The sequence below is a fragment of the Citrobacter sp. Cpo147 genome (assembly GCF_030332405.1).
GTDB classification, from domain to species: Bacteria; Pseudomonadota; Gammaproteobacteria; order Enterobacterales; family Enterobacteriaceae; genus Citrobacter; species Citrobacter portucalensis.
In genome coordinates, this window is record NZ_JAOWHX010000030.1 from 626,240 (window position 1) to 650,250 (window position 24,011).

The 24,011-nt window shown below is 52.8% G+C and carries 21 protein-coding genes; 5 read left to right on the forward strand and 16 right to left on the reverse strand.

The features are described from left to right. Positions 1–69: 69 nt before the first annotated feature. Both OGY06_RS05650 and OGY06_RS05655 read left to right on the forward strand, forming a co-directional pair. Complete coding sequence (locus tag OGY06_RS05650; RefSeq protein WP_126955978.1) at positions 70–1,524, forward strand: AMP nucleosidase; 1,455 nt, start codon at positions 70–72, stop codon at positions 1,522–1,524. Positions 1,525–1,539: 15 nt separating this feature from the next. Further along, on the forward strand, positions 1,540–3,318 hold the full coding sequence (locus OGY06_RS05655; RefSeq protein WP_286604921.1) for an aminopeptidase P family protein: 1,779 nt from the start codon (positions 1,540–1,542) through the stop codon (positions 3,316–3,318). 55 nt (positions 3,319–3,373) lie between these two features. Here the strand turns inward: OGY06_RS05655 and ptsG are convergent, their stop codons facing one another. The 14 genes from ptsG to yceD all read right to left on the reverse strand — a co-directional run bounded on the left by ptsG (position 3,374) and on the right by yceD (position 15,989). Continuing rightward, a complete protein-coding gene (gene ptsG, locus OGY06_RS05660) occupies positions 3,374–4,807 on the reverse strand; it encodes a PTS glucose transporter subunit IIBC (RefSeq protein ID WP_003036277.1) in 1,434 nt (477 codons plus the stop codon). 416 nt (positions 4,808–5,223) lie between these two features. Then, positions 5,224–6,021 carry a metal-dependent hydrolase gene (locus OGY06_RS05665; RefSeq protein ID WP_020996495.1) on the reverse strand — a complete coding sequence of 266 codons (798 nt, stop codon included), beginning with the start codon at positions 6,019–6,021 and terminating at the stop codon, positions 5,224–5,226. A gap of 10 nt (positions 6,022–6,031) precedes the next feature. Beyond that, on the reverse strand, positions 6,032–7,036 hold the full coding sequence (holB, locus tag OGY06_RS05670) for a DNA polymerase III subunit delta' (RefSeq protein WP_003832190.1): 1,005 nt from the start codon (positions 7,034–7,036) through the stop codon (positions 6,032–6,034). After that, positions 7,033–7,674 (reverse strand): dTMP kinase, encoded by a 642-nt coding sequence (tmk, locus tag OGY06_RS05675; protein ID WP_003832189.1) that lies wholly within the window; start codon positions 7,672–7,674, stop codon positions 7,033–7,035. The genes holB and tmk overlap by 4 nt, the downstream gene beginning before the upstream one ends. After that, positions 7,664–8,686 (reverse strand): cell division protein YceG, encoded by a 1,023-nt coding sequence (gene yceG, locus OGY06_RS05680; protein WP_008784373.1) that lies wholly within the window; start codon positions 8,684–8,686, stop codon positions 7,664–7,666. Before yceG ends, tmk begins: the two co-directional genes overlap by 11 nt. 2 nt (positions 8,687–8,688) lie before the next feature. Further along, a complete protein-coding gene (pabC, locus tag OGY06_RS05685; RefSeq protein WP_126955974.1) occupies positions 8,689–9,498 on the reverse strand; it encodes an aminodeoxychorismate lyase in 810 nt (269 codons plus the stop codon). 135 nt (positions 9,499–9,633) lie between these two features. Next, positions 9,634–10,875 carry a beta-ketoacyl-ACP synthase II gene (gene fabF, locus OGY06_RS05690; RefSeq protein ID WP_003036260.1) on the reverse strand — a complete coding sequence of 414 codons (1,242 nt, stop codon included), beginning with the start codon at positions 10,873–10,875 and terminating at the stop codon, positions 9,634–9,636. 85 nt (positions 10,876–10,960) lie between these two features. Continuing rightward, the gene (acpP, locus tag OGY06_RS05695) at positions 10,961–11,197 is read right to left on the reverse strand and encodes an acyl carrier protein (RefSeq protein ID WP_000103754.1); all 237 of its coding nucleotides are present in this window, start codon (positions 11,195–11,197) and stop codon (positions 10,961–10,963) included. A 154-nt stretch (positions 11,198–11,351) separates the two neighbouring features. Beyond that, a complete protein-coding gene (gene fabG / locus OGY06_RS05700) occupies positions 11,352–12,086 on the reverse strand; it encodes a 3-oxoacyl-ACP reductase FabG (RefSeq protein WP_286604923.1) in 735 nt (244 codons plus the stop codon). A gap of 12 nt (positions 12,087–12,098) precedes the next feature. Continuing rightward, complete coding sequence (gene fabD / locus OGY06_RS05705; protein ID WP_126955973.1) at positions 12,099–13,028, reverse strand: ACP S-malonyltransferase; 930 nt, start codon at positions 13,026–13,028, stop codon at positions 12,099–12,101. A gap of 15 nt (positions 13,029–13,043) precedes the next feature. Further along, complete coding sequence (fabH, locus tag OGY06_RS05710; RefSeq protein ID WP_003832181.1) at positions 13,044–13,997, reverse strand: beta-ketoacyl-ACP synthase III; 954 nt, start codon at positions 13,995–13,997, stop codon at positions 13,044–13,046. A gap of 77 nt (positions 13,998–14,074) precedes the next feature. After that, on the reverse strand, positions 14,075–15,154 hold the full coding sequence (gene plsX, locus OGY06_RS05715) for a phosphate acyltransferase PlsX (protein WP_071846967.1): 1,080 nt from the start codon (positions 15,152–15,154) through the stop codon (positions 14,075–14,077). 123 nt (positions 15,155–15,277) lie between these two features. Continuing rightward, positions 15,278–15,451, reverse strand: coding sequence for a 50S ribosomal protein L32 (rpmF, locus tag OGY06_RS05720; protein WP_003036242.1), 174 nt, complete (start codon positions 15,449–15,451; stop codon positions 15,278–15,280). 16 nt (positions 15,452–15,467) lie between these two features. After that, positions 15,468–15,989: a 23S rRNA accumulation protein YceD gene (gene yceD / locus OGY06_RS05725; protein WP_003036239.1), complete on the reverse strand. Its 522-nt coding sequence runs from the start codon at positions 15,987–15,989 to the stop codon at positions 15,468–15,470. A 197-nt stretch (positions 15,990–16,186) separates the two neighbouring features. Here yceD and OGY06_RS05730 point away from each other — a divergent pair, with 197 nt between their 5' ends. Next, positions 16,187–16,771, forward strand: coding sequence for a Maf family protein (locus OGY06_RS05730; RefSeq protein WP_003832177.1), 585 nt, complete (start codon positions 16,187–16,189; stop codon positions 16,769–16,771). An 82-nt stretch (positions 16,772–16,853) separates the two neighbouring features. Here the strand turns inward: OGY06_RS05730 and rluC are convergent, their stop codons facing one another. After that, positions 16,854–17,807 (reverse strand): 23S rRNA pseudouridine(955/2504/2580) synthase RluC, encoded by a 954-nt coding sequence (gene rluC, locus OGY06_RS05735; RefSeq protein ID WP_003036228.1) that lies wholly within the window; start codon positions 17,805–17,807, stop codon positions 16,854–16,856. Positions 17,808–18,381: 574 nt separating this feature from the next. Between rluC and rne the strand changes: the two genes are divergently transcribed. Next, positions 18,382–21,645 (forward strand): ribonuclease E, encoded by a 3,264-nt coding sequence (gene rne / locus OGY06_RS05740; protein ID WP_003832172.1) that lies wholly within the window; start codon positions 18,382–18,384, stop codon positions 21,643–21,645. 42 nt (positions 21,646–21,687) lie between these two features. On the opposite strand, the gene OGY06_RS05745 is transcribed toward rne, so the two are convergent. After that, entirely contained in the window at positions 21,688–22,713 is a 1,026-nt protein-coding gene (locus OGY06_RS05745; protein ID WP_256874180.1) for a LysR family transcriptional regulator, read from the reverse strand. 21 nt (positions 22,714–22,734) lie between these two features. Between OGY06_RS05745 and OGY06_RS05750 the strand changes: the two genes are divergently transcribed. After that, on the forward strand, positions 22,735–23,934 hold the full coding sequence (locus OGY06_RS05750; protein ID WP_003832170.1) for an MFS transporter: 1,200 nt from the start codon (positions 22,735–22,737) through the stop codon (positions 23,932–23,934). Positions 23,935–24,011: the final 77 nt, after the last annotated feature.

Here is a 24,011-nt window from a genome sequence, read left to right on the forward strand (position 1 = left end):
GACTTTTGTTTCACATTCCTGTGACATACTATCGGGAGAGCAGTACATCTGTGGAACAAGGAGACAGACATGAACAATAAGGGCTCCAGCCTGACCCCGGCTCAGGCACTGGATAAACTGGACGCGCTGTACGAGCAGTCGGTTAAAGCACTGCGTAGCGCCATTGGTAAGTATATTGAAACAGGGACGCTCCCTGACGTAATCGCCCGCCATAACGGTCTTTTTGTTTACCCATCACTGTGTGTCACCTGGGATGGCAGCGCCACCAATCCCCCGAAAACCCGCGCCTATGGTCGTTTTACCCATGCGGGCTGCTACACCACTACGATTACCCGTCCGTCGCTTTTTCGTCCGTATCTTGAAGAACAACTCACGCTGCTGTATCAGGATTATGATGCGCATATCTCCGTCGAGCCGTCGCAACATGAAATTCCCTATCCGTATGTCATTGACGGTTCTGAACTGACGCTCGACCGCTCGATGAGCGCCGGCCTAACGCGTCATTTCCCCACAACCGAGCTGTCACAGATTGGCGATGAAACAGCAGACGGTACCTATCATCCGGCGGAATTCTCCCCGTTGTCACACTTCGACGCCCGACGAGTAGATTTTTCGCTGGCGCGACTACGCCACTACACGGGAACACCGGTTGAACATTTTCAGCCGTTTGTGCTGTTCACCAACTACACCCGCTATGTCGATGAGTTTGTGCGTTGGGGGTGCAACCAGATCCTCGACCCTGATAGCCCATATATCGCGCTTTCTTGCGCGGGCGGGATCTGGATCACCGCTGAAACTGAAGCGCCTGAAGAAGCGATCTCCGATCTCGCCTGGAAGAAACATCAGATGCCCGCCTGGCATTTAATCACCGCCGACGGTCAGGGGATCACGCTGGTCAATATCGGCGTTGGCCCGTCTAACGCCAAAACCATTTGCGATCATCTGGCTGTACTGCGTCCTGACGTCTGGCTGATGATTGGTCACTGTGGCGGGCTGCGTGAAAGCCAGGCGATCGGCGACTATGTTCTGGCCCACGCTTATCTGCGTGACGACCACGTGTTGGATGCCGTACTGCCGCCAGATATTCCAATTCCGAGCATAGCGGAAGTGCAGCGCGCACTGTATGACGCCACCAAAGAAGTCAGCGGTATGCCCGGCGAAGAGGTTAAACAGCGCCTGCGTACTGGTACCGTCGTCACCACTGACGATCGCAACTGGGAGCTACGCTATTCCGCTTCTGCGCTACGCTTTAACCTCAGCCGCGCGGTGGCTATCGATATGGAAAGCGCCACCATCGCCGCCCAGGGATACCGTTTCCGCGTTCCTTACGGCACGCTGCTGTGCGTTTCCGACAAGCCACTGCACGGTGAGATCAAACTGCCTGGTCAGGCCAACCGTTTTTATGAAGGTGCCATTTCTGAGCATCTGCAAATAGGTATCCGGGCTATCGATCGTCTGCGTGCTGAAGGCGACCGACTGCACTCCCGTAAATTACGTACATTCAACGAACCGCCGTTCCGTTAAGACCTGAAGGTAACTATGCACAACTCAACTCCTCTTTCCGCCCTGCGCAACCTGCTGATAGCGCAGGGGCTGGATGGCATGATTGTTCCGCGCGCCGATGCTCATCAAAGTGAAGATTGTACGCCGCATGACAATAAACTGGCCTGGCTGACCGGTTTTAGCGGCTCTGCCGGCCTCGCGTTGGTCCTTCGGGATCGCGCGTTAATGTTTGTCGATGGACGCTATCAGGTCCAGGTACGCAATGAAGTCTCGCTGGATGATTTTGAAATTCATCATTTACACGATGAGCCGCTGGCCGACTATTTGCAGTCTCACGTTGCCGCGGGTACACGTATCGGCTTTGAACCAATGCTGATGGTCAACAGCCAGTTTGAAGCCTTGTCGGCAACACATTGCAAGCTGGTGCCTCTTGAGCAAGATCCTTTTGACCAGGTATGGCTAGACCGACCGGCAGCCCCCTGCGGCATCATTCGTGAAATGCCCATTGAAATCAGCGGGGAAAGCAGCACGCAAAAGCGTGCCCGCGTCGTGGAACAACTCGCTCAACACCAGGCTGACGTGCTGGCAATTACCCTGCCGGATAACATTGCATGGTTATTGAATGTACGCGGTTCGGATCTGGCCATGGTGCCAGTGCCGTTTTCGTTTGCCCTGCTCCATCGCAGCGGTGAGCTGGAATGGTTTGTGGATAGCAATAAAACGCAACAGCTTCCCGCATCACTGCTGGATACGCTTACTCTTGCCCCGCAAGAGAATTTTCTGACTCGCTGCCAGCAGTTAGCTAATGGGAAGCGTTTCCTGGTCGATAAAGACTACGCCCCGGTCGCGTTGCATTTTGCCATTGAAGAACACGGTGGCAACGTTCTTTGGGCGCCCGATCCCATCACTCTGATGAAATCCCACAAAAATGACGTTGAACTGGCAGGCTATCGGGAATGCCATGAACAAGATGGCGCAGCCTGGGTAAACTTCCTTGCCTGGCTGGCCCATGAAGTTCCTTTGCGCGAAGCGCCAGGCAATCCGGTCACCGAGCTGGAAGCGCAGGCCAAGCAACTGGAATTTCGCCAGCAGCAGCCAGGATTTATCGAGCAAAGTTTCAGCACGATTTCGGCCTCTGCCAGCAATGCCGCAATGTGCCATTACCACTCCAGTGAAAAAACCAATACGCCAATTACCTCACAGGCCATGTATCTGAATGATTCCGGTGGCCAGTACCACAATGGTACGACGGATACGACGCGTACCCTCGCGTTTGGCCCACAGGATCCGCAACGTCGCCTGCATTACACTGCCGTGTTGAAAGGCTTTTTGTCGCTTATTTCGCTGCAGTTTCCCTGCGGGACTCAGGGCCATCAACTGGATGCTTTTAGCCGCCGGGCGTTGTGGGAGCTGGGTCTGGATTTTGATCATGGTACGGGACACGGCGTGGGTCACCAGTTGCTTATTCATGAGCAACCCCATCGCATCGCCAAAAAAGTAAACCCGTGGCCACTGGTCGCAGGCAACATCATCACCATCGAGCCGGGTTATTATCTGGCCGGACAATATGGGATCCGTATTGAGAATCAGGTGGAGATTATCAACAGTCGTCCTGGTTTCTGTCGTTTCTCAACGCTGACGCTGGTACCGATTGATTTGAATCTGGTCGAACTGCATCTGCTGAGTGATGCTGAGAAACAGTGGATTGATGATTACCACCAGCAGGTCAGAGAGACGCTATCCCCGCGCGTGAACGCAGAGGCACGTCCCTGGCTGTTCGCTGCCACCGCACCGATTCGCGTTCAGGCTAATTAATGCAATAAAAAAGGCAGCCCGCAGGCTGCCTTAGTTCTCCCCAACTTCTTACTGCTTAGCTGTTACGGATGTACTCATCCATTTCAGTTTTCAGGTTATCGGACTTAGTCCCGAAGATAGCCTGAACACCGGAACCAGCTACCACAACGCCTGCCGCCCCCAGTTTCTTCAGGCCAGCCTGATCCACTTTGGCAACGTCAGCCACGCTGACACGCAGACGGGTGATGCACGCATCAAGGTTAGTGATGTTTTCTTTACCGCCGAATGCCGCAACCAGAGCCGGAGCCATTTCGCCGGACGCACCTGCTTTGCTGTCTTCGGTAGCATCTTCACGACCCGGCGTTTTCAGGTCCAGCGCTTTGATCAGCACACGGAAGATGGTGTAGTAAACAATCGCATAACCGATACCGACAATCGGGAACAGCCACAGTTTGCTGCTGTTACCGGACAGAACGATAAAGTCGATCAGACCGTGGGAGAACGACGTACCGTCGCGCATACCCAGCAGGATACAGATCGGGAATGCCAGACCAGCCAGAATCGCGTGGATGATGTACAGGATCGGCGCCACGAACATGAAGGAGAACTCGATCGGCTCGGTAATACCGGTCAGGAACGAGGTCAGCGCCGCGGAGATCATGATACCGCCCACTTTCGCGCGGTTTTCTGGTTTAGCAGAGTGCCAGATAGCGATAGCGGCAGCCGGCAGACCGTACATTTTGAACAGGAAGCCACCGGACAGTTTGCCCGCAGTCGGGTCACCCGCCATGTAGCGAGGAATATCACCGTGGAACACCTGACCCGCAGCGTTAGTGTACTCACCGATCTGCATCTGGAATGGAACGTTCCAGATATGGTGCAGACCAAACGGTACCAGGCAGCGTTCAATGAAGCCATAGATACCGAACGCCACGACCGGGTTCTGGTATGCAGCCCACTGGGAGAACGTCTGAATAGCAGTACCGATCGGTGGCCAAATGAAGGACAGAACCACACCTGTGAAGATGGCAGCCAGACCAGAAATGATAGGAACGAAGCGCTTACCCGCAAAGAAGCCAAGATACTCAGGCAATTTGATACGGTAGAAACGGTTGAACATATACGCTGCAATCGCACCGGAGATAATCCCCCCGAGAACACCCGTATCAGCAAGGTGTTTAGCGGCGATCTCTTCAGCAGGTAAATGCAGAACCAGCGGCGCAACAACAGCCATGGTCTTAACCATGATGCCGTAAGCAACAACGGATGCCAGTGCAGATACACCGTCATTATTAGTGAAGCCTAACGCAACACCGATAGCAAAAATCAGCGGCATGTTCGCAAAAACAGAACCGCCTGCTTCTGCCATTACGTGCGATACAACGGCTGGCAGCCAGCTGAAGTTAGCGGAACCGACGCCCAGCAGGATACCTGCAATCGGGAGTACGGATACCGGCAGCATCAGCGATTTACCGACCTTTTGCAGGTTAGCAAATGCATTCTTAAACATAATTAGGAGTGCTCCTGAGTATTTGTGCTTATACACTTCATCCTTCAAACCGCCTCAGGGTGGGCTGCGCTCGTTCATCCCAGTCACTTACTCTGGTAAGCTCCTGCAATTCACTCACTTGCCGCCTTGATGCAGCTTGATTGACTTTGTGTATTCTACGTTCTCACGCATTGGCGAGGGGGGAGAACCTCGCCGTGTACAGGGCATCTAAGTACCCTTTATTTATTACACAGAGTAAAATAATTCAGTTTGTTTTTGTTTGACGGCTATCACAGTTCAGTCGTGAATGGCCGCAAAATCCGCACATTCCGATAAAATGAGTTTCTGAATGTGTCAAACTGATTATTCACCGCCCATTTTGTGGCGGTGAACTTTACTCGCATTAGTGATTAATTACGAGCTTTAAAAAAAGTCAGTTAACGAACAGATTGCAGGCGAGAAGCGTCGATGTGAAACAGGCGGGCAAAGTTATCAGTGGTTGCCTGCGCCAGTTCTTCAACGGCAACACCTTTCACTACGGCCATGTACTCTGCAACGTCACGAGTCATGGCGGGCTGGTTCTCTTTTCCACGATGCGGTACAGGCGCAAGGTAGGGAGAATCCGTCTCGACCAATAACCGGTCCAGAGGAACATAGCGGGCGGCATCACGGAGCTGCTCTGCATTTCGGAACGTGACGATGCCGGAAAACGAGATATAGAATCCAAGGTCCAGCAATTTACCCGCCGTTTCTCTGTCCTCTGTAAAACAGTGTAGTACGCCGCCACAATCCGTCACTTTTTCTTCGCGCAGAATAGACAGCGTATCGGCTCGCGCATCGCGGGTATGCACGATAACCGGCTTCTGTAACTCACGGCCGATCTGAATATGGTGGATAAAAGATTCCTGCTGGCGCACCTTTGTTTCCGGCGTGTAAAAATAGTCCAGCCCGGTTTCTCCCATCGCCACAACCCCCTCTTCGGCGGCAAAACGACGCAGGTCCTCAACATCATAGGTTTCATCCTGATTTAACGGATGCACGCCGCAGGAAAAAACCACATTGTCACGCTCACCGACCAGTTCGCGCATACTGCGGTATCCTGGCAGAGTGGTCGCAACGGCAAGACAGAATTTCACATCGCGTGCGGCCGCTTTCGCCAGCACGTCGTCCACGTCCTTATGCAGAGATTGATAATCCAGGCCATCAAGATGGCAGTGTGAGTCGACTAAAAACATAATGTCTCTCTCAAAGATGGGGAACAGGCAGTACGGAGCCTGGTTGCAGGTAATGCTCAATACGAAGAATAAGATCGGTTAACACCAGCTCACGGTTTACGCCCGTCACGTTCAGCAGTTGCTGACGACAATGACAAACGTCACCGAGTATCGCCTGTATCTGGGCAACGGATAACCGTTCTGCGATAGAAGATATCAGGTCCAGCGCATCAGGATTCGTTAAATGGGAAACGCCATACGGACGTTTCAACGCATCGGTCAACAACGTTGCCAGCCAGTGTAAACGGGCGGCAGCCTGATCGTGGTTTAACGCCGCGAGCAGTATATACCAGTCGCCTGTGTTTAATGTGTTCACCAGTGCCGCACAAAAATCTGTGCGGTGCGCCCAGCTTTCAGCCTGTAACAACGTAAGTGCCGCGCCTGGCGAACCTGCACTCAGGCGTAACGCGCTCAGCAGCGCTTCTGACGACGCAGTCACTTCACGTGCAAGCCAGGAAATCGCATACGACTCCGGCGGTGGTGCAAGATGATGTAACCGACAACGGCTGCGTAATGTCGCCAGCAAGCGAGCTGGCTCTGTGCTGGCGAGGAAAAACCAGGTTTGTGCCGGGGGTTCTTCCAGCGTTTTCAGCAAGGCGTTGGCGGCGGCATCAGTTAACTGGGCAGCATCCGGGATCCACACGACCTTCGCGCCGCCGAGACGCGAATGCTCGTACAGCTTTTCACTGACTTCGCGTACCGCATCAACCCCCAGCGTGCTTTTGCCTTTTTCCGGCAGCAGCGAATAGTAGTCAGGGTGCGTCCCCGCCTGCATTAGCTGACAGCCGCGGCACTGTCCACAGCTTTTATGCCCTTCCGGCTGCTGGCACATTAAATAGCGGCTGAGGGCGTAAATCAGCGCGTCGTCGCCCATTCCGGGTAACGCCTGAATCAGTAACGCATGGTGACCACGACCCGTCTGGTAGCTGGCTACCAGTTTTTCAAAATCCGGTCGTAACCATGGGTACCATTTCATGCGCCCTGCTCCTTCACCCATTGGGTGATGGTATGACGGATATCAGCCATCACAGCCTCCAACGGCTGCGTAGCGTCTATAGTACGAATGCTGACGTCTTTGGCTGCCAGTTCAAGATAACGCGCGCGAGTGCGATTAAAGAAGTCGAAAGATTCCTGCTCAATACGATCCAGCTCGCCGCGGGCACGGGCACGCTTCAACCCGACTTCTGGCGTCACATCCAGATAGATCGTCAGGTCCGGACGAAAATCACCAAGCACCGCATCACGCAGGGTTGCCAGCATGTTTTGATCGATACCGCGTCCGCCGCCCTGATACGCCTGGGTCGACAGATCGTGACGATCGCCAATTACCCACGCGCCTTTCGCCAGTGCAGGTTTAATAACGGTTTCGACCAACTGTACACGCGCCGCGTAAAACATCAGAACTTCGGCTTTATCGGTAATGACCTCGTCACCGACCGATTTAATATCCAGCACCAGACTTCTTAGTTTCTCAGCCAGCTGCGTTCCACCAGGTTCACGGGTGAAAACCATGTCACGAATACCGAGTTGCTCAAGTGTCTCCACCACCACGTTACGCGCGGTGGTTTTTCCGGCGCCTTCCAGGCCTTCAATGACGATATAGTTACTGCCCATTTTTTTCCTTAAGCACTTTCAGGTAATCCTGCACGGACCGGTTATGGCTGGCAAGATTGGTGTTAAACGTGTGGCCGCCTTTACCGTCAGCCACAAAATAGAGATACGGCGTTTTTGCCGGATGCGCCGCGGCCTGCAATGAAGCCTCTCCCGGCATGGCAATCGGGCCAGGCGGCAGTCCCGTAATGGTATAGGTGTTATAGGCGGTCGGGGTGTCTAAATCCACACGCGACAATTTGCCATTATACCGTGTACCCATCCCGTAAATCACGGTCGGATCGGTTTGTAAACGCATACCGATACGTAAGCGATTAATAAAGACCGAAGCCACCTGGTCGCGCTCGCTGGCGACCGCAGTTTCTTTTTCAATAATAGAAGCCATGGTTACCAGCTGATTTTTGTCCTGATAAGGCAGGCCATCAGCGCGCCCCTCCCAGACAGTATCCACCGCTTTAACCATTTTCTGATGCGCGCGTTTTAGCAACGCTACGTCAGTAGTATTGGCGGTATACATCCAGGTATCTGGCCAGAACCAGCCCTCCACCCATTGCGGGTTTTCCAGCTTCAGCGCCTCGGCAACAGTCTCATAGCTATCGTCGCTCAGCGTATGTTTGATATACGGGGCATCACGCAGCTGTTTGAGGTAATCGCTCAGGCGCATCCCTTCAACCAGACGTAACGGGAACTGCGCCTCTTTGCCGCTTTCCAGTAGTTGCAGCATATCCCGCACCGTCATGTCAGGCGTGAAGCGATATGTTCCGGCCTTAAAATGCGACAGCTCGGGCTCCACACGCAGCAGCCACTGGAACACGCGCGGACGATTGATAACTTTGTCTGCATACAGCTGTTCGCCGAGAGCCAGACGGCCCGTCCCCGCTTTCAGCGTAAAAATCGTTTCTTCTTTAATCAATAATTTGCTGTCCGCCAGATGGCGAACTTTCCACATTCCCACTCCAGCGGCAATGCCCAGCACAACCAGCAATAACAGGACAACAAGTAACAGTTTTTTCATGACTAATTCGGGTGCTCACAAAGTGGGGCTAAATAATCGAATAACAAACGTGAAGACAACAACGTGTCGCCACAGGCACGCACGGGAATAATGGGCATTAACGCGTTACAGACGACGATTTCATCAGCCTGCATTACCTCCTCCAACCCGGCATACACTTCGACAATACTGAATGGCGATTGTGCCAGCATCCGGATACAGAATTGTCGCATAATACCGTTCACTCCGGCCTGATCCAGCCGGGGCGTGTAAACAGCATCGCCTTTACGCCAGAACAAATTAGCCGCACAGCATTCCGTAACCCATCCCTCGCTGTCAAGAACCAGCGCTTCATCGGCGTCCGTCTGTTCAAGATGAGAGCGAATCAACACCTGCTCCAGTCGATTCAGGTGTTTAAGCCCGGCAAGCAGTGGATTACGTCCCAGCCGCACTGGGCTTAGCGCCAGCGTAATACCTTCTTGCCGCCAACGATCGTAATGATCGGGCCAGGCTGAAACGGAGAGGATGCGTGTGGCACTATGACAATTTTTGCCACTGTAACCCCGGCCTCCACTGCCACGGCTGATAATCACTTTCAACACACCGCGTACGTGCCCTTTCGCCAGCATTTTCATTTCATTTTGCAGCTCGGACCAATCTTCAAAAGAGATCAGCAGTTTTTGGCAAGCGTCTTGTAAACGCTCAAGATGCGCTGCAAAGAGAGGGATTTCACCGTCGATAATACAGGCAGTGGTAAAACAGCCATCACCAAATTGGGCCGCTCGATCGCTTGCGGCCAGCATATCTTGCTCGCAGCCATTAATTAAGAACATGGTGGCTCCTTATTTCTGGTCCGCTAGTTTGGCAGGATGAGTAACACAGGACAAGGGCGGAAAACCGAATAAAAAAAGGCCCGACAAGCGGACCTTTTCAGTTTGCTATCGATGCTAGCGCATCACCTGACGGACTTAAATCTTTTTAAAGATCAAAGATCCGTTGGTACCACCGAAGCCAAAGGAGTTACACAGCGCATACTCCAGACCACTAACCTGACGCGCTTCGTGAGGTACGAAGTCCAGGTCACAACCTTCATCCGGATTATCCAGGTTGATGGTTGGCGGAATAGCCTGATCGCGCAGCGCCAGGATAGAGAAAATAGACTCTACCGCGCCCGCCGCACCCAACAGGTGTCCGGTCATGGATTTGGTGGAGCTTACCATCACACGGCTTGCCGCATCGCCAAAGACAGATTTCACTGCCTGGGTTTCAGCTTTATCGCCTGCAGGCGTAGACGTACCATGTGCGTTGACATAGCCGATCTGACCCGCTTCAATAGCCGCATCGCGCAGTGCGTTGACCATTGCCAGCGCAGCGCCTGCACCGTTTTCCGGTGGCGACGTCATGTGGTAAGCATCGCTGCTCATACCGAAGCCAACGACTTCAGCATAGATTTTTGCACCACGCGCTTTTGCATGCTCGTACTCTTCCAGTACCACCATGCCAGCGCCGTCGCCCAGCACAAAGCCGTCACGCTCTTTGTCCCACGGGCGGCTTGCCGCTTGCGGGTTATCATTACGCGTAGACAGTGCACGTGCCGCACCAAAGCCACCCACACCCAACGGCGTACTGGCTTTTTCAGCACCACCCGCAACCATCGCGTCTGCATCGCCGTATGCAATGATACGTGCGGCATGACCGATGTTATGCACGCCTGAAGTACAGGCGGTCGCGATGGAGATGCTTGGCCCTTGCAGGCCGTACATGATGGTCAGGTGACCAGCCACCATGTTAACAATCGTCGACGGAACGAAGAACGGGCTGATCTTACGCGGTCCACCGTTTACCAGTGAGGTATGGTTTTCTTCGATAAGACCGAGACCGCCAATACCAGAGCCGATAGCGGCGCCAATACGATGAGCGTTCTCTTCCGTAATTTCGAGGCCAGAATCCTGCATGGCCTGAACGCCAGCGACAATTCCATATTGAATGAAGGCATCCATCTTGCGCTGTTCTTTGCGCGAGATAATGTCTTCACAGTTAAAATCCTTTACTAAGCCAGCAAATTTCGTTGCATAGGCGCTAGTATCGAAATGGTCGATCAGGCTGATGCCACTCTGACCGGCAAGGAGAGCTTTCCAGGTAGACTCTACGGTATTGCCGACAGGAGACAACATGCCCAGTCCGGTCACAACTACACGACGCTTAGACACGGTTGTCCTCCAGGGAGGGAAAATAATTCAAGTGGGATAAAAAGATAAAACTCAGGCGGTCGAATGACCGCCTGGAGATGTTCACTTACGCCTGGTGGCCGTTGATGTAATCAATGGCAGCCTGAACGGTAGTGATTTTCTCAGCTTCTTCGTCCGGAATCTCAGTATCAAACTCTTCTTCCAGAGCCATTACCAGCTCAACGGTGTCAAGAGAATCTGCGCCCAGGTCTTCAACGAAGGAAGCATTGTTGGTTACTTCTTCCTGCTTAACGCCCAGCTGTTCGCCGATAATTTTCTTAACGCGTTCTTCGATAGTGCTCATACTCTTAAATTTCCTATCAAAACTCGCTTTCGCGATGGTTTTCGTAGTGTATAAAATGTTGAAAAATTTGCAACTAAATCCCGGCAGGTCTTACCACGATTTTACGTTATTTTGAGGCCAAGACCTACAATAACGCAAATATTTTTCATCGTGGTTAAACCATGTACATCCCGCCGTTGACGTGCAAAGTCTCACCTGTGATGTAACTTGCTTCGTCAGAAGCTAAAAATGCAACCGCACTGGCGATTTCCTGAGCGCCGCCGAGGCGACCCGCAGGAACCTGCGCCAGAATACCCGCACGCTGATCATCAGACAGCGCACGCGTCATGTCCGTTTCAATAAAGCCCGGAGCAACAACGTTTACAGTAATGCCACGAGACGCAACTTCGCGCGCCAGTGATTTACTGAAGCCGATCAGACCCGCTTTCGCCGCAGCGTAGTTAGCCTGACCCGCATTTCCCATGGTACCAACCACAGAACCGATAGTGATAATACGCCCATGACGCTTTTTCATCATAGCTCGCATTACCGCTTTTGACAGACGGAAAACAGATGACAGGTTGGTTTCGATGATATCGTTCCACTCGTCATTTTTCATGCGCATTAACAGGTTATCACGAGTAATCCCGGCATTATTGACCAGGATATCGACTTCACCAAATTCTGCGCGAATATTTTCCAGAACAGATTCGATAGATGCCGGATCGGTCACATTCAACATCAGACCTTTACCATTTGCACCTAAGTAATCGCTAATGGCCTGCGCGCCGCTTTCGCTGGTAGCAGTACCGATAACTTTCGCGCCACGGGCAACGAGTGTCTCAGCAATTGCGCGGCCAATGCCACGGCTTGCACCGGTAACCAGCGCGATTTTTCCTTCAAAACTCATGGTCTTCCTCTTTTATTGCTCTAGCGCCGCAGACAGTGCCGCCGGCTCATTCAGTGCCGAAGCAGTCAGGGTATCAACAATACGTTTCGTCAGACCGGTCAGAACTTTACCCGGACCGACTTCATACAGGTGCTCTACGCCCTGGGATGCCATAAATTCAACGGTTTTAGTCCACTGAACCGGGCTATACAGCTGACGAACCAGCGCATCGCGAATTGCGTCTGCCGTAGTTTCACACTTCACATCAACGTTGTTCACAACCGGAACAGTCGGTGCGTTAAAGGTGATTTTCTGCAGCTCAACGGCCAGTTTCTCAGCAGCAGGCTTCATCAGCGCGCAGTGAGAAGGAACGCTGACCGGCAGCGGCAGCGCACGCTTAGCGCCCGCGGCTTTACAGGCAACACCAGCACGTTCTACGGCTTCTTTATGCCCGGCAATAACCACCTGACCCGGTGAGTTAAAGTTTACCGGTGAAACCACCTGGCCTTCGGCAGACTCTTCGCACGCTTTAGCGATAGCGGCATCGTCCAGACCGATAATAGCAGACATGCCGCCAGTGCCTTCCGGAACCGCTTCCTGCATGAATTTGCCACGCAGTTCAACCAGACGTACGGCATCGGCAAAACCGATAACACCCGCACATACCAGCGCAGAATATTCGCCCAGGCTGTGACCCGCCATCAGCGCAGGTGTTTTACCCCCCTGCTGCTGCCATACGCGATAAAGCGCAACGGATGCGGTCAACAGCGCGGGCTGCGTCTGCCAGGTTTTATTCAGTTCTTCAGCCGGACCTTGCTGAGTCAACGCCCACAGATCATAGCCCAGTGCAGCTGATGCTTCAGCAAATGTTTCTTCAACAATTGGGTAGTTTGCTGCCATTTCAGACAACATCCCAACGGTCTGGGAACCCTGCCCCGGAAACACAAATGCAAATTGCGTCATGTTTAAATCCTTATACTAGAAACGAACCAGCGCGGAGCCCCAGGTGAATCCACCCCCGAAGGCTTCAAGCAATATCAACTGCCCAGCTTTAATACGCCCGTCGCGGACGGCTTCGTCCAGCGCGCACGGTACGGAGGCAGCAGAGGTATTACCATGTCTGTCGAGCGTCACGACAACATTATCCATCGACATACCCAGCTTTTTAGCTGTCGCGCTGATAATGCGCAGGTTAGCCTGATGCGGCACCAGCCAGTCCAGCGCAGAACGGTCGAGATTATTGGCTTCCAGCGTTTCATCAACGATGTGCGCAAGCTCGGTCACCGCGACTTTAAATACTTCGTTACCCGCCATCGTCAGGTGGATCGGGTTTTCCGGGTTCACGCGATCGGCGTTAGGCAGCGTCAACAGTTCGCCGTAGCGACCGTCAGCGTGCAGATGCGTGGAGAGAATGCCTGGCTCTTCTGACGCGCTCAGTACAACCGCACCAGCCCCATCACCGAAAATGATGATCGTTCCGCGATCGGTTGGATCGCAGGTACGGGCAAGGACATCGGAGCCAACGACCAGAGCATGCTTAACTGCGCCAGATTTAACGTACTGGTCGGCAACGCTCAGGGCGTAAGTGAAGCCAGCACAAGCGGCTGCAACGTCAAACGCCGGACAGCCTTTGATCCCCAGCATACTTTGGATCTGGCACGCCGCGCTTGGAAATGCGTGAGTGGATGATGTGGTAGCAACCACAATCAGACCAATTTGTTCTTTGTCGATGCCCGCCATTTCAATCGCACGGTTTGCGGCGGCAAAGCCCATCGTCGCAACTGTTTCATTTGGCGCTGCAATATGGCGTTCACGGATACCTGTACGAGTGACGATCCACTCATCAGATGTCTCAACCATTTTTTCCAAATCGGCGTTAGTACGCACTTGTTCAGGCAGATAGCTGCCAGTACCAATAATCTTCGTATACATGTACGCTCAGTCACTTTTTGGTTATATACCGCTACGAGCAAATCGCTGATACGTTGGCCACATTCACAAACGCACCGTTATCTGTGTGCTCGTGATTTTGCGCTTTCGCCACCGTCCAGCAGTTCGAATCCAGCTGGGTATACAGATTCCAGGCGAGCGGCAATTCGCTGAGGAACTTGTCGCTGCACCGCCTGCACTGCCTGTTCAATCGCGACTTCAAATGCTCGCTGATTGGCCGCACCATGACTCTTAATCACCGTGCCGCGCAATCCTAACAGACAGGCGCCATTATACTGGTCGGGGTTGAGGTGACTAAATCGCCTTGTCAGGCTTTTTTGTAACCAACGTTTTAATAACAGAAGCCACCACGACCGTTTTTTGCCCTCACCCTGAGATTTCAGCAGTGAAAGGAACATTCTGACAACACCTTCCATCGTCTTTAATGTGACATTACCTGTAAAACCGTCACAGACCAACACATCGGTTTTGCCAGTCAGTAACTCATTGGCTTCAAGATAGCCGATATAATTAATGGAAGGGATCGTTTTTAGCACAGCTGAAGCATCTCGAATACTGTCGAGACCTTTCGTTTCTTCTTCGCCGATGTTGAGTAACGCTACGCGAGGATTGGCAATGCCAACAACCTCTTCTGCCAGCACGGAACCCATGACGGCAAATTGCACCAACATCGTGCTATCACAATCTACGTTGGCGCCCAAATCCAGCACCACCGTTTTGCCCTTTTGCTGATGGGGTAACACCGTCACCAACGCAGGACGCTCAATCCCCTCAAGAGGTTTGAGCAATAACTTCGCTAGTCCCATGAGTGCGCCCGTATTACCGGCGCTGACACAAGCTTGTGCCTGACCTTCTTTCACGAGCTCCAGGGCAACACGCATTGAGCTTCCACGACTGGCGCGAATAGCTTGCGAGGGCCGGGCATCACTGGCAATAACTGACTGAGCAGGGATAATCTGCAGACGCGAACGTTGTTCGAAGTCAGCTTTGGCAAGTAATGGCGTGATTGTATCGGGATCCCCGACTAAAAGAAGTGTGAGTTGCGAATTAGAATTCAGTGCCTGCAATGCTGCAGGCACTGTCACGGTAGGGCCAAAATCTCCCCCCATGACATCTAACGCCAGGGTTAGACGTGTCAAGGTATCGTCGCTGCCCGGTTAGGTGTTTCCCCAGTTACCCGGGGAAAGCCTCACTAAGCTTCATCACGCGTTCACTCTTTGTCTTTCTCACCAGAAGTGGGAAAGCCATTGAGTCATGCGTGATTACTTAGCGATTACCTTACGGCCACGGTAGAAACCGTCGGCAGTGATGTGGTGACGCAGGTGTTGTTCACCAGAAGTTTTGTCTACAGACAGGCTGGTGACTGCGGTCAGAGCGTCATGAGAACGACGCATGCCACGTTTGGAACGGGTTGGTTTATTCTGTTGTACGGCCATGGACCTTACTCCTCAATTACTTACGCTTTAAGCTGGCTAATACGGCAAATGGGTTTGGTTTTTGCGCTTCATCAGGCAATTCGCCAAAGACCATGTCCGCCTCGGACACTTCACAGTGTTCAGAATCATGCACCGGAACTACCGGCAAGGAGAGGATAATCTCATCTTCAACCATTGCAAGCAGATCGATTTCACCGAATTCGTTAACCTCAATCGGCTCATACGCTTCCGGGAGTGCTTCAGCCTGCTCGTCAGAACGGACAGGACTAAAACAATATGTTGTGTGAACATGAAGTGGGAACGGTTTCCCGCAACGCTGACATTCGAGCGTAACCGATACCTTCGCATCACCGGTTATAACGGCGAGACGCTGGTTATCGATAGCGAACGACATGGAGCATTCCACATCACTGTCCACACTGACTACAGAATCGGCGACGCGCTCAACCAGATCAGAAGTATAGATACCTTCATAATCGAGGCGTTTTTGAGCCGTACGAACCGGATCAAGAGTCAGGGGTAATTTTACCTTTTGCATAGGGCGCGCATATTAACTTTGTAACGTCATATAGTCAAAGAAAAAGGCAGCCTGTGGTTGCCTTTTGCCAATAATTCGCACACATTGCGGGTCATCGACTTAAAATCGCTCAAGACAAGCCACTACAGCCAGCTTGTAGGTCGAAGTCCATAGTTTAAAATGGCTCTCATCAATACGCTATATGCGAGGGAAAAAATATGCCTCAACTTATTCTTGCTTCTACCTCCCCCTGGCGTCGCGCTTTACTCGAAAAACTGGCAATCCCGTTTGAATGCGCAGCGCCAGAGGTTGATGAAACGCCGTTGCCCGGCGAAGCACCACGCCATTTAGTCTTGCGACTGGCGCAGAAAAAAGCGCAATCTCTCGCCCACCGTTACCCATCGCATCTGATTATTGGCTCCGATCAAATTTGTGTTCTTGATGGTGAAATAACCGGCAAACCATTAACTGAAGAAAATGCGCGCCAACAATTACTCAAAGCCCGTGGCAATATTGTGACGTTTTACACTGGACTGGCGCTGTATAATTCTGCGACCGGACATTTACAAACTGAAGTAGAACCTTTTGACGTCCATTTCCGTCATTTAAGCGAGGCGGAAATTGATGATTATCTGCGCAAAGAGCGTCCGCTCCATTGTGCAGGTAGTTTCAAAAGTGAAGGGTTAGGTATTGCACTCTTTGAACGCCTGGAGGGTCGTGACCCAAATACCTTGATCGGTTTGCCGCTTATCGCGTTGTGTCAAATGCTGCGGCGGGAAGAGATGAACCCGTTGAATGCCTGATTGATCTGCCTGATGGCGACGCGATGCGTCTTATCAGGCCTACGGTGCATCACACGATTGTAGGCCTGATAAGCAACGCGCATCAGGCTTTACTGCGTAAAACCTCGAGGCAGCGCTTCAATTGCTTATCCATCGGCGCTTCAATACGCATCACTTCACCCGTTCCCGGATGGGTAAATTTCAACGCTGCGGCGTGCAGGAAAAGCCGATTCAACCCCGTATCCGCCAGTTGCTTATCGAACTCACGGTCACCGTAGCGATCGTCAAAAGCAATTGGATGACCGGCATACTGGGTATGCACACGAATCTGGTGCGTACGTCCGGTCACCGGGCTACAGCGCACAAGCGTGGCAAACGCATAGCGCTCTTCCACTTTAAAACGTGTTTCTGACGGTTTGCCTTCCTGGTTCACCCGCACGATACGCTCGCCGCTTTGCAGAATGTTCTTTAACAGCGGCGCCTGCACGGTTTTGACATGCGACTGCCATTGGCCTCGAACCAGCGCGAGATAGTCTTTCTGCATGCCTTTTTCACGCAGTTGTTCATGCAATGAACGCAAGGCTGAGCGTTTTTTGGCAACCAGCAGCACGCCGGAGGTATCCCGGTCGAGGCGATGCACCAGTTCAAGGAAACGCGCTTCCGGGCGCAGTGCTCGTAATCCTTCAATGACGCCAAAGCTTAACCCGCTTCCGCCATGTACGGCCGTACCTGAAGGTTTGTTAAGCACCAGAATGTGGTCATCTTCATATAAAATGACGTCGGTCAGCGCCGCGACCTTTTGCAGGTTCGGTGAAATGGCCTCTTCTTCACGTTCAGCGACACGCACAGGTGGAATACGCACAATATCCCCGTCTTCGAGTTTGTACTCGGGTTTAATGCGTTTTTTATTCACCCGCACTTCGCCTTTACGCAAAATGCGATAAATCATACTTTTCGGCACGCCCTTAAGCTGGGTGCGCAAAAAGTTATCGATGCGTTGCCCTGCTTCGTCGGCAGTAATGGCAACTGTTTTTACGGCTGGAGTCTCTGTTTTCATGGGGGCCGATTTTAAATAGCCATCAAGATTCGCGCCACACATTTTTCTATGCTTATATTAACTGCTATACCCTATTACTTAAGTTTGACATAGCCGATTTGGTGGTTATTAAAGCAATCACTACGCGGAAGTGAAAAAACTGTGAGTAACCGGGTGATAAATGGCAAAAGTCATCTTGCTATAACAAGGTTAGCAGTGGAATAATGAGGTTGTTTCCGTGTTGAATCTTGTTAAAACAAGAACTTTTCCGGAATGACCCAATTTTGCCCGACCGATCATCAACGCAGCAATGGCGTAAGACGTATTGATCTTTCAGGCAGTTAGCGGGCTGCGGGTTGCAGTCCTTACCGGTAATATGGAAGCTTTTCTGGAGAGTAACACCCAGACTGTTCCCCTGATAATTGCGCTGTGTTTCCGTATGAAATGCAGGCAACCGACACTCTGCGCCTCTTTGAGCTGACGATAACCGTGAGGTTGGCGACGCGAATAGACACGAGGCCATCGGTTCACACCCGGAAAGGCATTACTCTGCCCGCAGCTTAGTCGTCAATGTAAGAATAATGAGTAAGTTACGATGAAAAGAATGTTAATTAACGCAACTCAGCAGGAAGAGTTGCGTGTCGCCCTTGTAGATGGGCAACGTCTGTACGATCTGGATATCGAAAGTCCTGGACACGAACAGAAAAAAGCCAACATCTATAAAGGCAAAATTACCCGTATTGAACCGAGTCTGGAAGCTGCTTTTGTTGATTACGGCGCTGAACGTCACGGTTTCCTCCCGTTAAAAGAAATTGCCCGCGAATACTTCCCCGCTAACTACAACTCCCATGGTCGTCCCAACATTAAAGACGTGTTGCGCGAAGGTCAGGAAGTCATCGTTCAGATCGATAAAGAAGAACGCGGCAATAAAGGCGCTGCGCTGACTACCTTTATCAGCCTGGCGGGTAGTTATCTGGTTCTGATGCCGAACAACCCGCGCGCGGGCGGTATCTCCCGTCGCATTGAAGGCGACGACCGTACCGAATTAAAAGAAGCGCTGGCAAGCCTGGAACTGCCTGATGGCATGGGGCTTATCGTGCGTACCGCAGGGGTCGGCAAATCCGCCGAAGCACTGCAGTGGGACCTGAGCTTCCGCCTGAAGCACTGGGAAGCGATTCAAAAAGCCGCTGACAGCCGCCCTGCTCCGTTCCTGATCCACCAGGAAAGCAACGTTATCGTTCGTGCTTTCCGTGACTACTTACGTCAGGACATCGGCGAAATCCTTATCGATAACCCGAAAGTGATGGAGATGGCACGTCAGCACATCGCCGCACTGGGTCGTCCGGATTTCAGCAGCAAAATCAAACTGTACACCGGTGAAATCCCGCTGTTCAGCCACTATCAGATCGAGTCTCAGATTGAATCCGCGTTCCAGCGCGAAGTGCGCCTGCCGTCCGGCGGCTCAATCGTTATTGACAGCACAGAGGCCCTGACCGCTATCGATATCAACTCCGCGCGTGCAACTCGCGGCGGCGACATCGAAGAAACTGCGTTCAACACTAACCTTGAAGCAGCCGATGAAATTGCCCGTCAGCTACGTCTGCGCGACCTCGGCGGTCTGATTGTAATCGACTTCATTGATATGACGCCGGTTCGCCACCAGCGCGCGGTTGAAAACCGTCTGCGCGAGGCCGTACGCCAGGACAGAGCGCGTATTCAGATCAGCCATATTTCTCGCTTCGGTCTGCTGGAGATGTCTCGTCAGCGTCTGAGCCCGTCTCTGGGTGAATCCAGCCATCACGTGTGCCCGCGCTGTTCCGGCACCGGTACCGTACGTGATAACGAATCACTGTCGCTGTCTATTCTGCGTCTGATCGAAGAAGAAGCACTGAAAGAAAATACGCAAGAAGTTCATGCTATTGTTCCTGTGCCAATCGCCTCTTACCTGCTTAACGAAAAACGTACCGCGGTTAATGCTATCGAAACGCGTCAGAATGGCGTGCGCTGTGTGATCGTGCCAAACGATCAGATGGAAACCCCGCACTATTCTGTGCTGCGCGTACGTAAAGGGGAAGAAACACCGACCCTGAGCTACCTGCTGCCGAAACTGCATGAAGAGGCAATGGCATTGCCGACGGAAGAAGAGTACGTCGAGCGTAAACAGCCTGAGCAACCGGCGCTGGCCACCTTCGCCATGCCAGACGTTCCGCCAGCCCCTGCTCTGCAGGAACCTGCCGCGAAAGCCACCGCGCCTAAAGCTGCAGCAGCAACCGCAGCCGTTGCCGCACAACCCGGTTTGATTAGCCGTTTCTTTGGCGCACTGAAGTCCATCTTCGGTGGTAGCGAAGAAGTGAAACCGGTTGAACAACCTGCGCCGAAAGCTGAAGAGAAAACCGAACGCCAGCAGGATCGTCGTAAACCGCGTCAGAACAATCGTCGCGACCGTAACGATCGTCGTGATAACCGTGATAATCGCGGTGACCGCGACAACCGTAGCGAACGTTCAGAAAACGGCGAAAACCGTGAAGATAACCGCCGTAATCGTCGTCAGTCCCAGCAGCAAAATGCGGAAGCTCGCGATAACCGCCAGCAAACCACTGATGTTGCAGACAAAGCGAAATCCGGTGATGAACAGCAGGCGCCGCGTCGCGAACGCAACCGCCGTCGTAACGATGACAAGCGTCAGGCTCAGCAGGAAGTTAAAGAGCTGAACCAGGCTGAACAACCTGTGCAAGATACCGAGCAGGAAGAGCGCGTACGTCAGCCTCAAACCCGCCGCAAACAGCGTCAGTTGACTCAGAAAGTTCGTTTCACAGACAGCCCGGCGGTTGAAGCCGAAGTGGCTACTGTTGCTGCAATCGCTGAAACTGCTGTTGCTCAACCAACAGAACAGCCGGTACCAGCACAGCGCACCGAACTGGCGAAAGTTGATCTGCCAGCCGTCGTTGCGACTGAGCAGGAAGACAACAGCGAAGCTCGTGACTCCAACGGTATGCCGCGTCGTTCTCGCCGCTCTCCTCGCCATCTGCGCGTCAGTGGACAGCGTCGTCGTCGTTACCGTGACGAGCGTTATCCGGTTCAGTCGCCGATGCCGTTAACGGTCGCCTGCGCATCTCCTGAATTAGCGTCCGGTAAAGTTTGGATCCGCTACCCTGTTGCACGTCCTCAGGATCAGCAGGTTGAAGAACAGCGCGAACAGGAAATGGTCCAGCAGCAAGCTGCACCTGTCGCCGTAGAGCCTCAGGTTGCTGCCGCTGCCGTTGAACACATTGTGGATGCCCCTGCGCCGGTTGAAGCCGTGCGACCAGAGGTTGTCGTAGCTGAGCCTCAGGCCGCCGTTGTTGAAACCACACAGGTTGAAACCACGCATCCGGAAGTGATTGCGACCCCTGTCGAGGAACAACCGCAAATTATCGCTGCATCTGATGCGCCCGTAGCAGAAGAAATCGCCGCTGAAGCCGAACCTGTGGCTGACGTTGTGACTGCACCGGTTGCCGAAGAGCCTGCAGAGGTTGTTATTCCCCAGCCAGAAGTGGTTGAAGAGATTGCTGAAGTTGTGGAAACAGCGCCAGTTGTTGAAGAGGTTGCAGCGCCGAAAGACGTTGTTGCCGCGCCTGTCGTCGAAACTGAAGTCGTTAAGGCTGAAGTTGTCGCAGCAAGCGCTGATGCTGAACACCTGCACAGCCATGCAACCGCGCCAATGACCCGCGCTCCTGCACCGGAATATGTGCCAGAAGCGCCGCGTCATAGCGACTGGCAGCGTCCGGCATTCGCCTTTGAAGGCAAAGGTGCCGCTGGTGGACACAGCGCAACGCATCAAGCGACTGCGCCAGCAACACGTCCACAGCCTGTTGAGTAAGCCATAATCAATATCAAAGCCGGCCTTCGGGTCGGCTTTTTTTTATATCTGATCTACGCCTTTCATCCCCGTCAGCTGCGGCATAACATCCTTCATTAGGGCCAGAAACTTGCGTAAGCGGGTCGGATAGTAACGCGCCCATGGATAAACCAAATGTACAGGCAACGGCGCCGCATGCCACTCAGGTAGCAACGCAACCAGACGTCCATTGGCAATATCCTCCGCCACCATCCAGCTTGAAACAATAGTCACTCCCAACCCTGCCAGCGCGGCATTTCTGGCGACATAAATACTGTCGGTACTTAATCTGGGTGAAATATTCAGCGTGACTGGCTCATTACGCAATTGGTGCAACAACGAAACGCTATGCTGATAAAACGTGTTCACGGCAATCCAGGGCAGCGCTGATAACTGCTCAGGATGAGAAAGCTCGCCATATTGCTCCAGCAGTCCTGGACTCGCTACCATACTACGGGGAACTTCAGCCAGTAAAATGGAAACCGTGGCCGGATCCACCTCAGCACCAACCCTGATCGCGCAGTCAATATTATCGCTCAGAAAATCAACGGTTTTATCGTTGAGCATCCACTCTACTGCCAACTGGGGATAGCGCGAAAGAAACTGCAAAAGCGGCTCAAGTAGTTGTTGTTGCCCGAACGCATGCGGTGCGCGGACTCGCAACGTCCCCACCGGTTCATCTTCTGTGACATTAAGTCCATCTTCCAGCGCCAGCCAGGCATCAATAATCTTCTTAGCATGCTGATAGCCTCTTTCACCATCGTCGGTCAATTTCATCGCATGCGTGGTACGCATAAGCAGTTTCACACCCAGCAGCGTTTCCAGCGATTGCAGCCGTCTGCTAACGGTCGCCTGCGTCGTCCCTATCTGTTTTGCCGCTGCCGAAAGCGATCCTGCTTCGACAATACGTACAAACGTACGCATCAGCTCCACCCTGTCTATACGCTCATTTTTTATCATTTTCAGTTTCATCATACGTCTGACGTATAACTGTTTTACCACTGCGCTCGCTACCGCGCCACTCGCTGAAGGATAAAAATAACCGCACATCCTGTGATTGAGGAATCATTTGTGAACACACATACCGCACTTTCCCGTTGGGTCATTTTTGTTCTGGCAATGGGCGCCGGATTCAGCGTGGCCGCTATCTACTACGCCCAACCTCTTCTGCCTTTAATGGGTCAGGATCTGGCCTTAAGTCTCACCGGTATGGGGTTGGTCCCGACGCTGACCCAGGCGGGATATGCGTTAGGTATATTGTTTTTATTGCCATTAGGCGATCGTTATGACCGCCGGACATTAATCCTGCTGAAAAGCATCTCTCTTGCCGCGCTGCTGCTGGCCTGTAGCTTTACCGGTCAGTTGCATTCTCTATTACTGGTGAGCCTGCTGATGGGAATGGCGGCAACCATGGCACAAGATATTGTGCCTGCGGCGGCAATACTGGCGCCCGAAGGCAAGCAGGGAAAAACGGTGGGCACAGTGATGACGGGCCTTCTGTTGGGGATTTTACTCTCACGTACCGTCAGTGGACTGGTGGGCGAAGCGTTTGGCTGGCGCGAGATGTACCAACTCGCTGCCGTCAGCATTGCCGTAATTACCGCGATTATGTGGAAAGTACTGCCTCGCTTTACGGTCCATTCCACGTTGAGCTATCCATCATTAATGCTCTCAATGGCGCAACTTTGGCAACGATATTCCACCTTGCGCCGCGCAGCACTGGCACAAGGCTTTCTGTCCATTGCTTTTAGCGCCTTCTGGTCTACGCTGGCGGTGATGTTATCTGAGCATTACCACATGGGTAGCGCTATAGCGGGTGCTTTTGGTATCGCGGGAGCAGCCGGAGCGCTTGCCGCACCGATGGCGGGCCATCTTGCCGATAAAGTGGGTGCGGCAAAAGTGACGCAATTGGGTGCTTTGCTGGTAACGGTATCTTTCGCACTGATGTTTTTGTTACCCGCCCTGCCCGTTCAGGGGCAGTGGCTGCTCATCGCCCTTTCGGCTGTAGGTTTTGATCTCGGATTGCAATCCAGCCTGGTTGCCCACCAGAATCTGGTCTATAGCCTGGAGCCTCTGGCACGAGGACGACTGAACGCTCTGCTGTTTACGATGGTGTTTATCGGTATGGCGCTGGGTTCAGTTCTCGGAAGTCAGGTCTACGCCCTGGCAAATTGGGAAGGTGTCGTTGTGTTGGCTACCTTCAGCAGTGCAATTGCGTTGGTCATAAGACTGACGGAGAACCCGTCGCTTAGTAAGACGTCGGTTGCCTAAAAAAATGCCCGCTCCGGGGTGTTAAAGGAGCGGGCAGACAAACATACCCAGTTTCAAGATATGTTTCAAAACGAGGC

Coding starts and splice junctions, on each gene's coding strand:
- ptsG (WP_003036277.1), bottom strand. CDS start 4,807: ATGTTTAAGAATGCATTTGCTAACCTGCAAAAGGTCGGTAAATCGCTG.
- yceG (WP_008784373.1), bottom strand. CDS start 8,686: ATGAAAAAACTGTTACTTGTTGTCCTGTTATTGCTGGTTGTGCTGGGC.
- yceD (WP_003036239.1), bottom strand. CDS start 15,989: ATGCAAAAGGTAAAATTACCCCTGACTCTTGATCCGGTTCGTACGGCT.
- tmk (WP_003832189.1), bottom strand. CDS start 7,674: ATGGGCAGTAACTATATCGTCATTGAAGGCCTGGAAGGCGCCGGAAAA.
- holB (WP_003832190.1), bottom strand. CDS start 7,036: ATGAAATGGTACCCATGGTTACGACCGGATTTTGAAAAACTGGTAGCC.
- rluC (WP_003036228.1), bottom strand. CDS start 17,807: ATGAAAACAGAGACTCCAGCCGTAAAAACAGTTGCCATTACTGCCGAC.
- rne (WP_003832172.1), top strand. CDS start 18,382: ATGAAAAGAATGTTAATTAACGCAACTCAGCAGGAAGAGTTGCGTGTC.
- OGY06_RS05665 (WP_020996495.1), bottom strand. CDS start 6,021: ATGTTTTTAGTCGACTCACACTGCCATCTTGATGGCCTGGATTATCAA.
- pabC (WP_126955974.1), bottom strand. CDS start 9,498: ATGTTCTTAATTAATGGCTGCGAGCAAGATATGCTGGCCGCAAGCGAT.
- OGY06_RS05655 (WP_286604921.1), top strand. CDS start 1,540: ATGCACAACTCAACTCCTCTTTCCGCCCTGCGCAACCTGCTGATAGCG.
- fabG (WP_286604923.1), bottom strand. CDS start 12,086: ATGAGTTTTGAAGGAAAAATCGCGCTGGTTACCGGTGCAAGCCGTGGC.
- OGY06_RS05745 (WP_256874180.1), bottom strand. CDS start 22,713: ATGTGCGGTTATTTTTATCCTTCAGCGAGTGGCGCGGTAGCGAGCGCA.
- fabH (WP_003832181.1), bottom strand. CDS start 13,997: ATGTATACGAAGATTATTGGTACTGGCAGCTATCTGCCTGAACAAGTG.
- rpmF (WP_003036242.1), bottom strand. CDS start 15,451: ATGGCCGTACAACAGAATAAACCAACCCGTTCCAAACGTGGCATGCGT.
- acpP (WP_000103754.1), bottom strand. CDS start 11,197: ATGAGCACTATCGAAGAACGCGTTAAGAAAATTATCGGCGAACAGCTG.
- fabD (WP_126955973.1), bottom strand. CDS start 13,028: ATGACGCAATTTGCATTTGTGTTTCCGGGGCAGGGTTCCCAGACCGTT.
- OGY06_RS05650 (WP_126955978.1), top strand. CDS start 70: ATGAACAATAAGGGCTCCAGCCTGACCCCGGCTCAGGCACTGGATAAA.
- OGY06_RS05730 (WP_003832177.1), top strand. CDS start 16,187: ATGCCTCAACTTATTCTTGCTTCTACCTCCCCCTGGCGTCGCGCTTTA.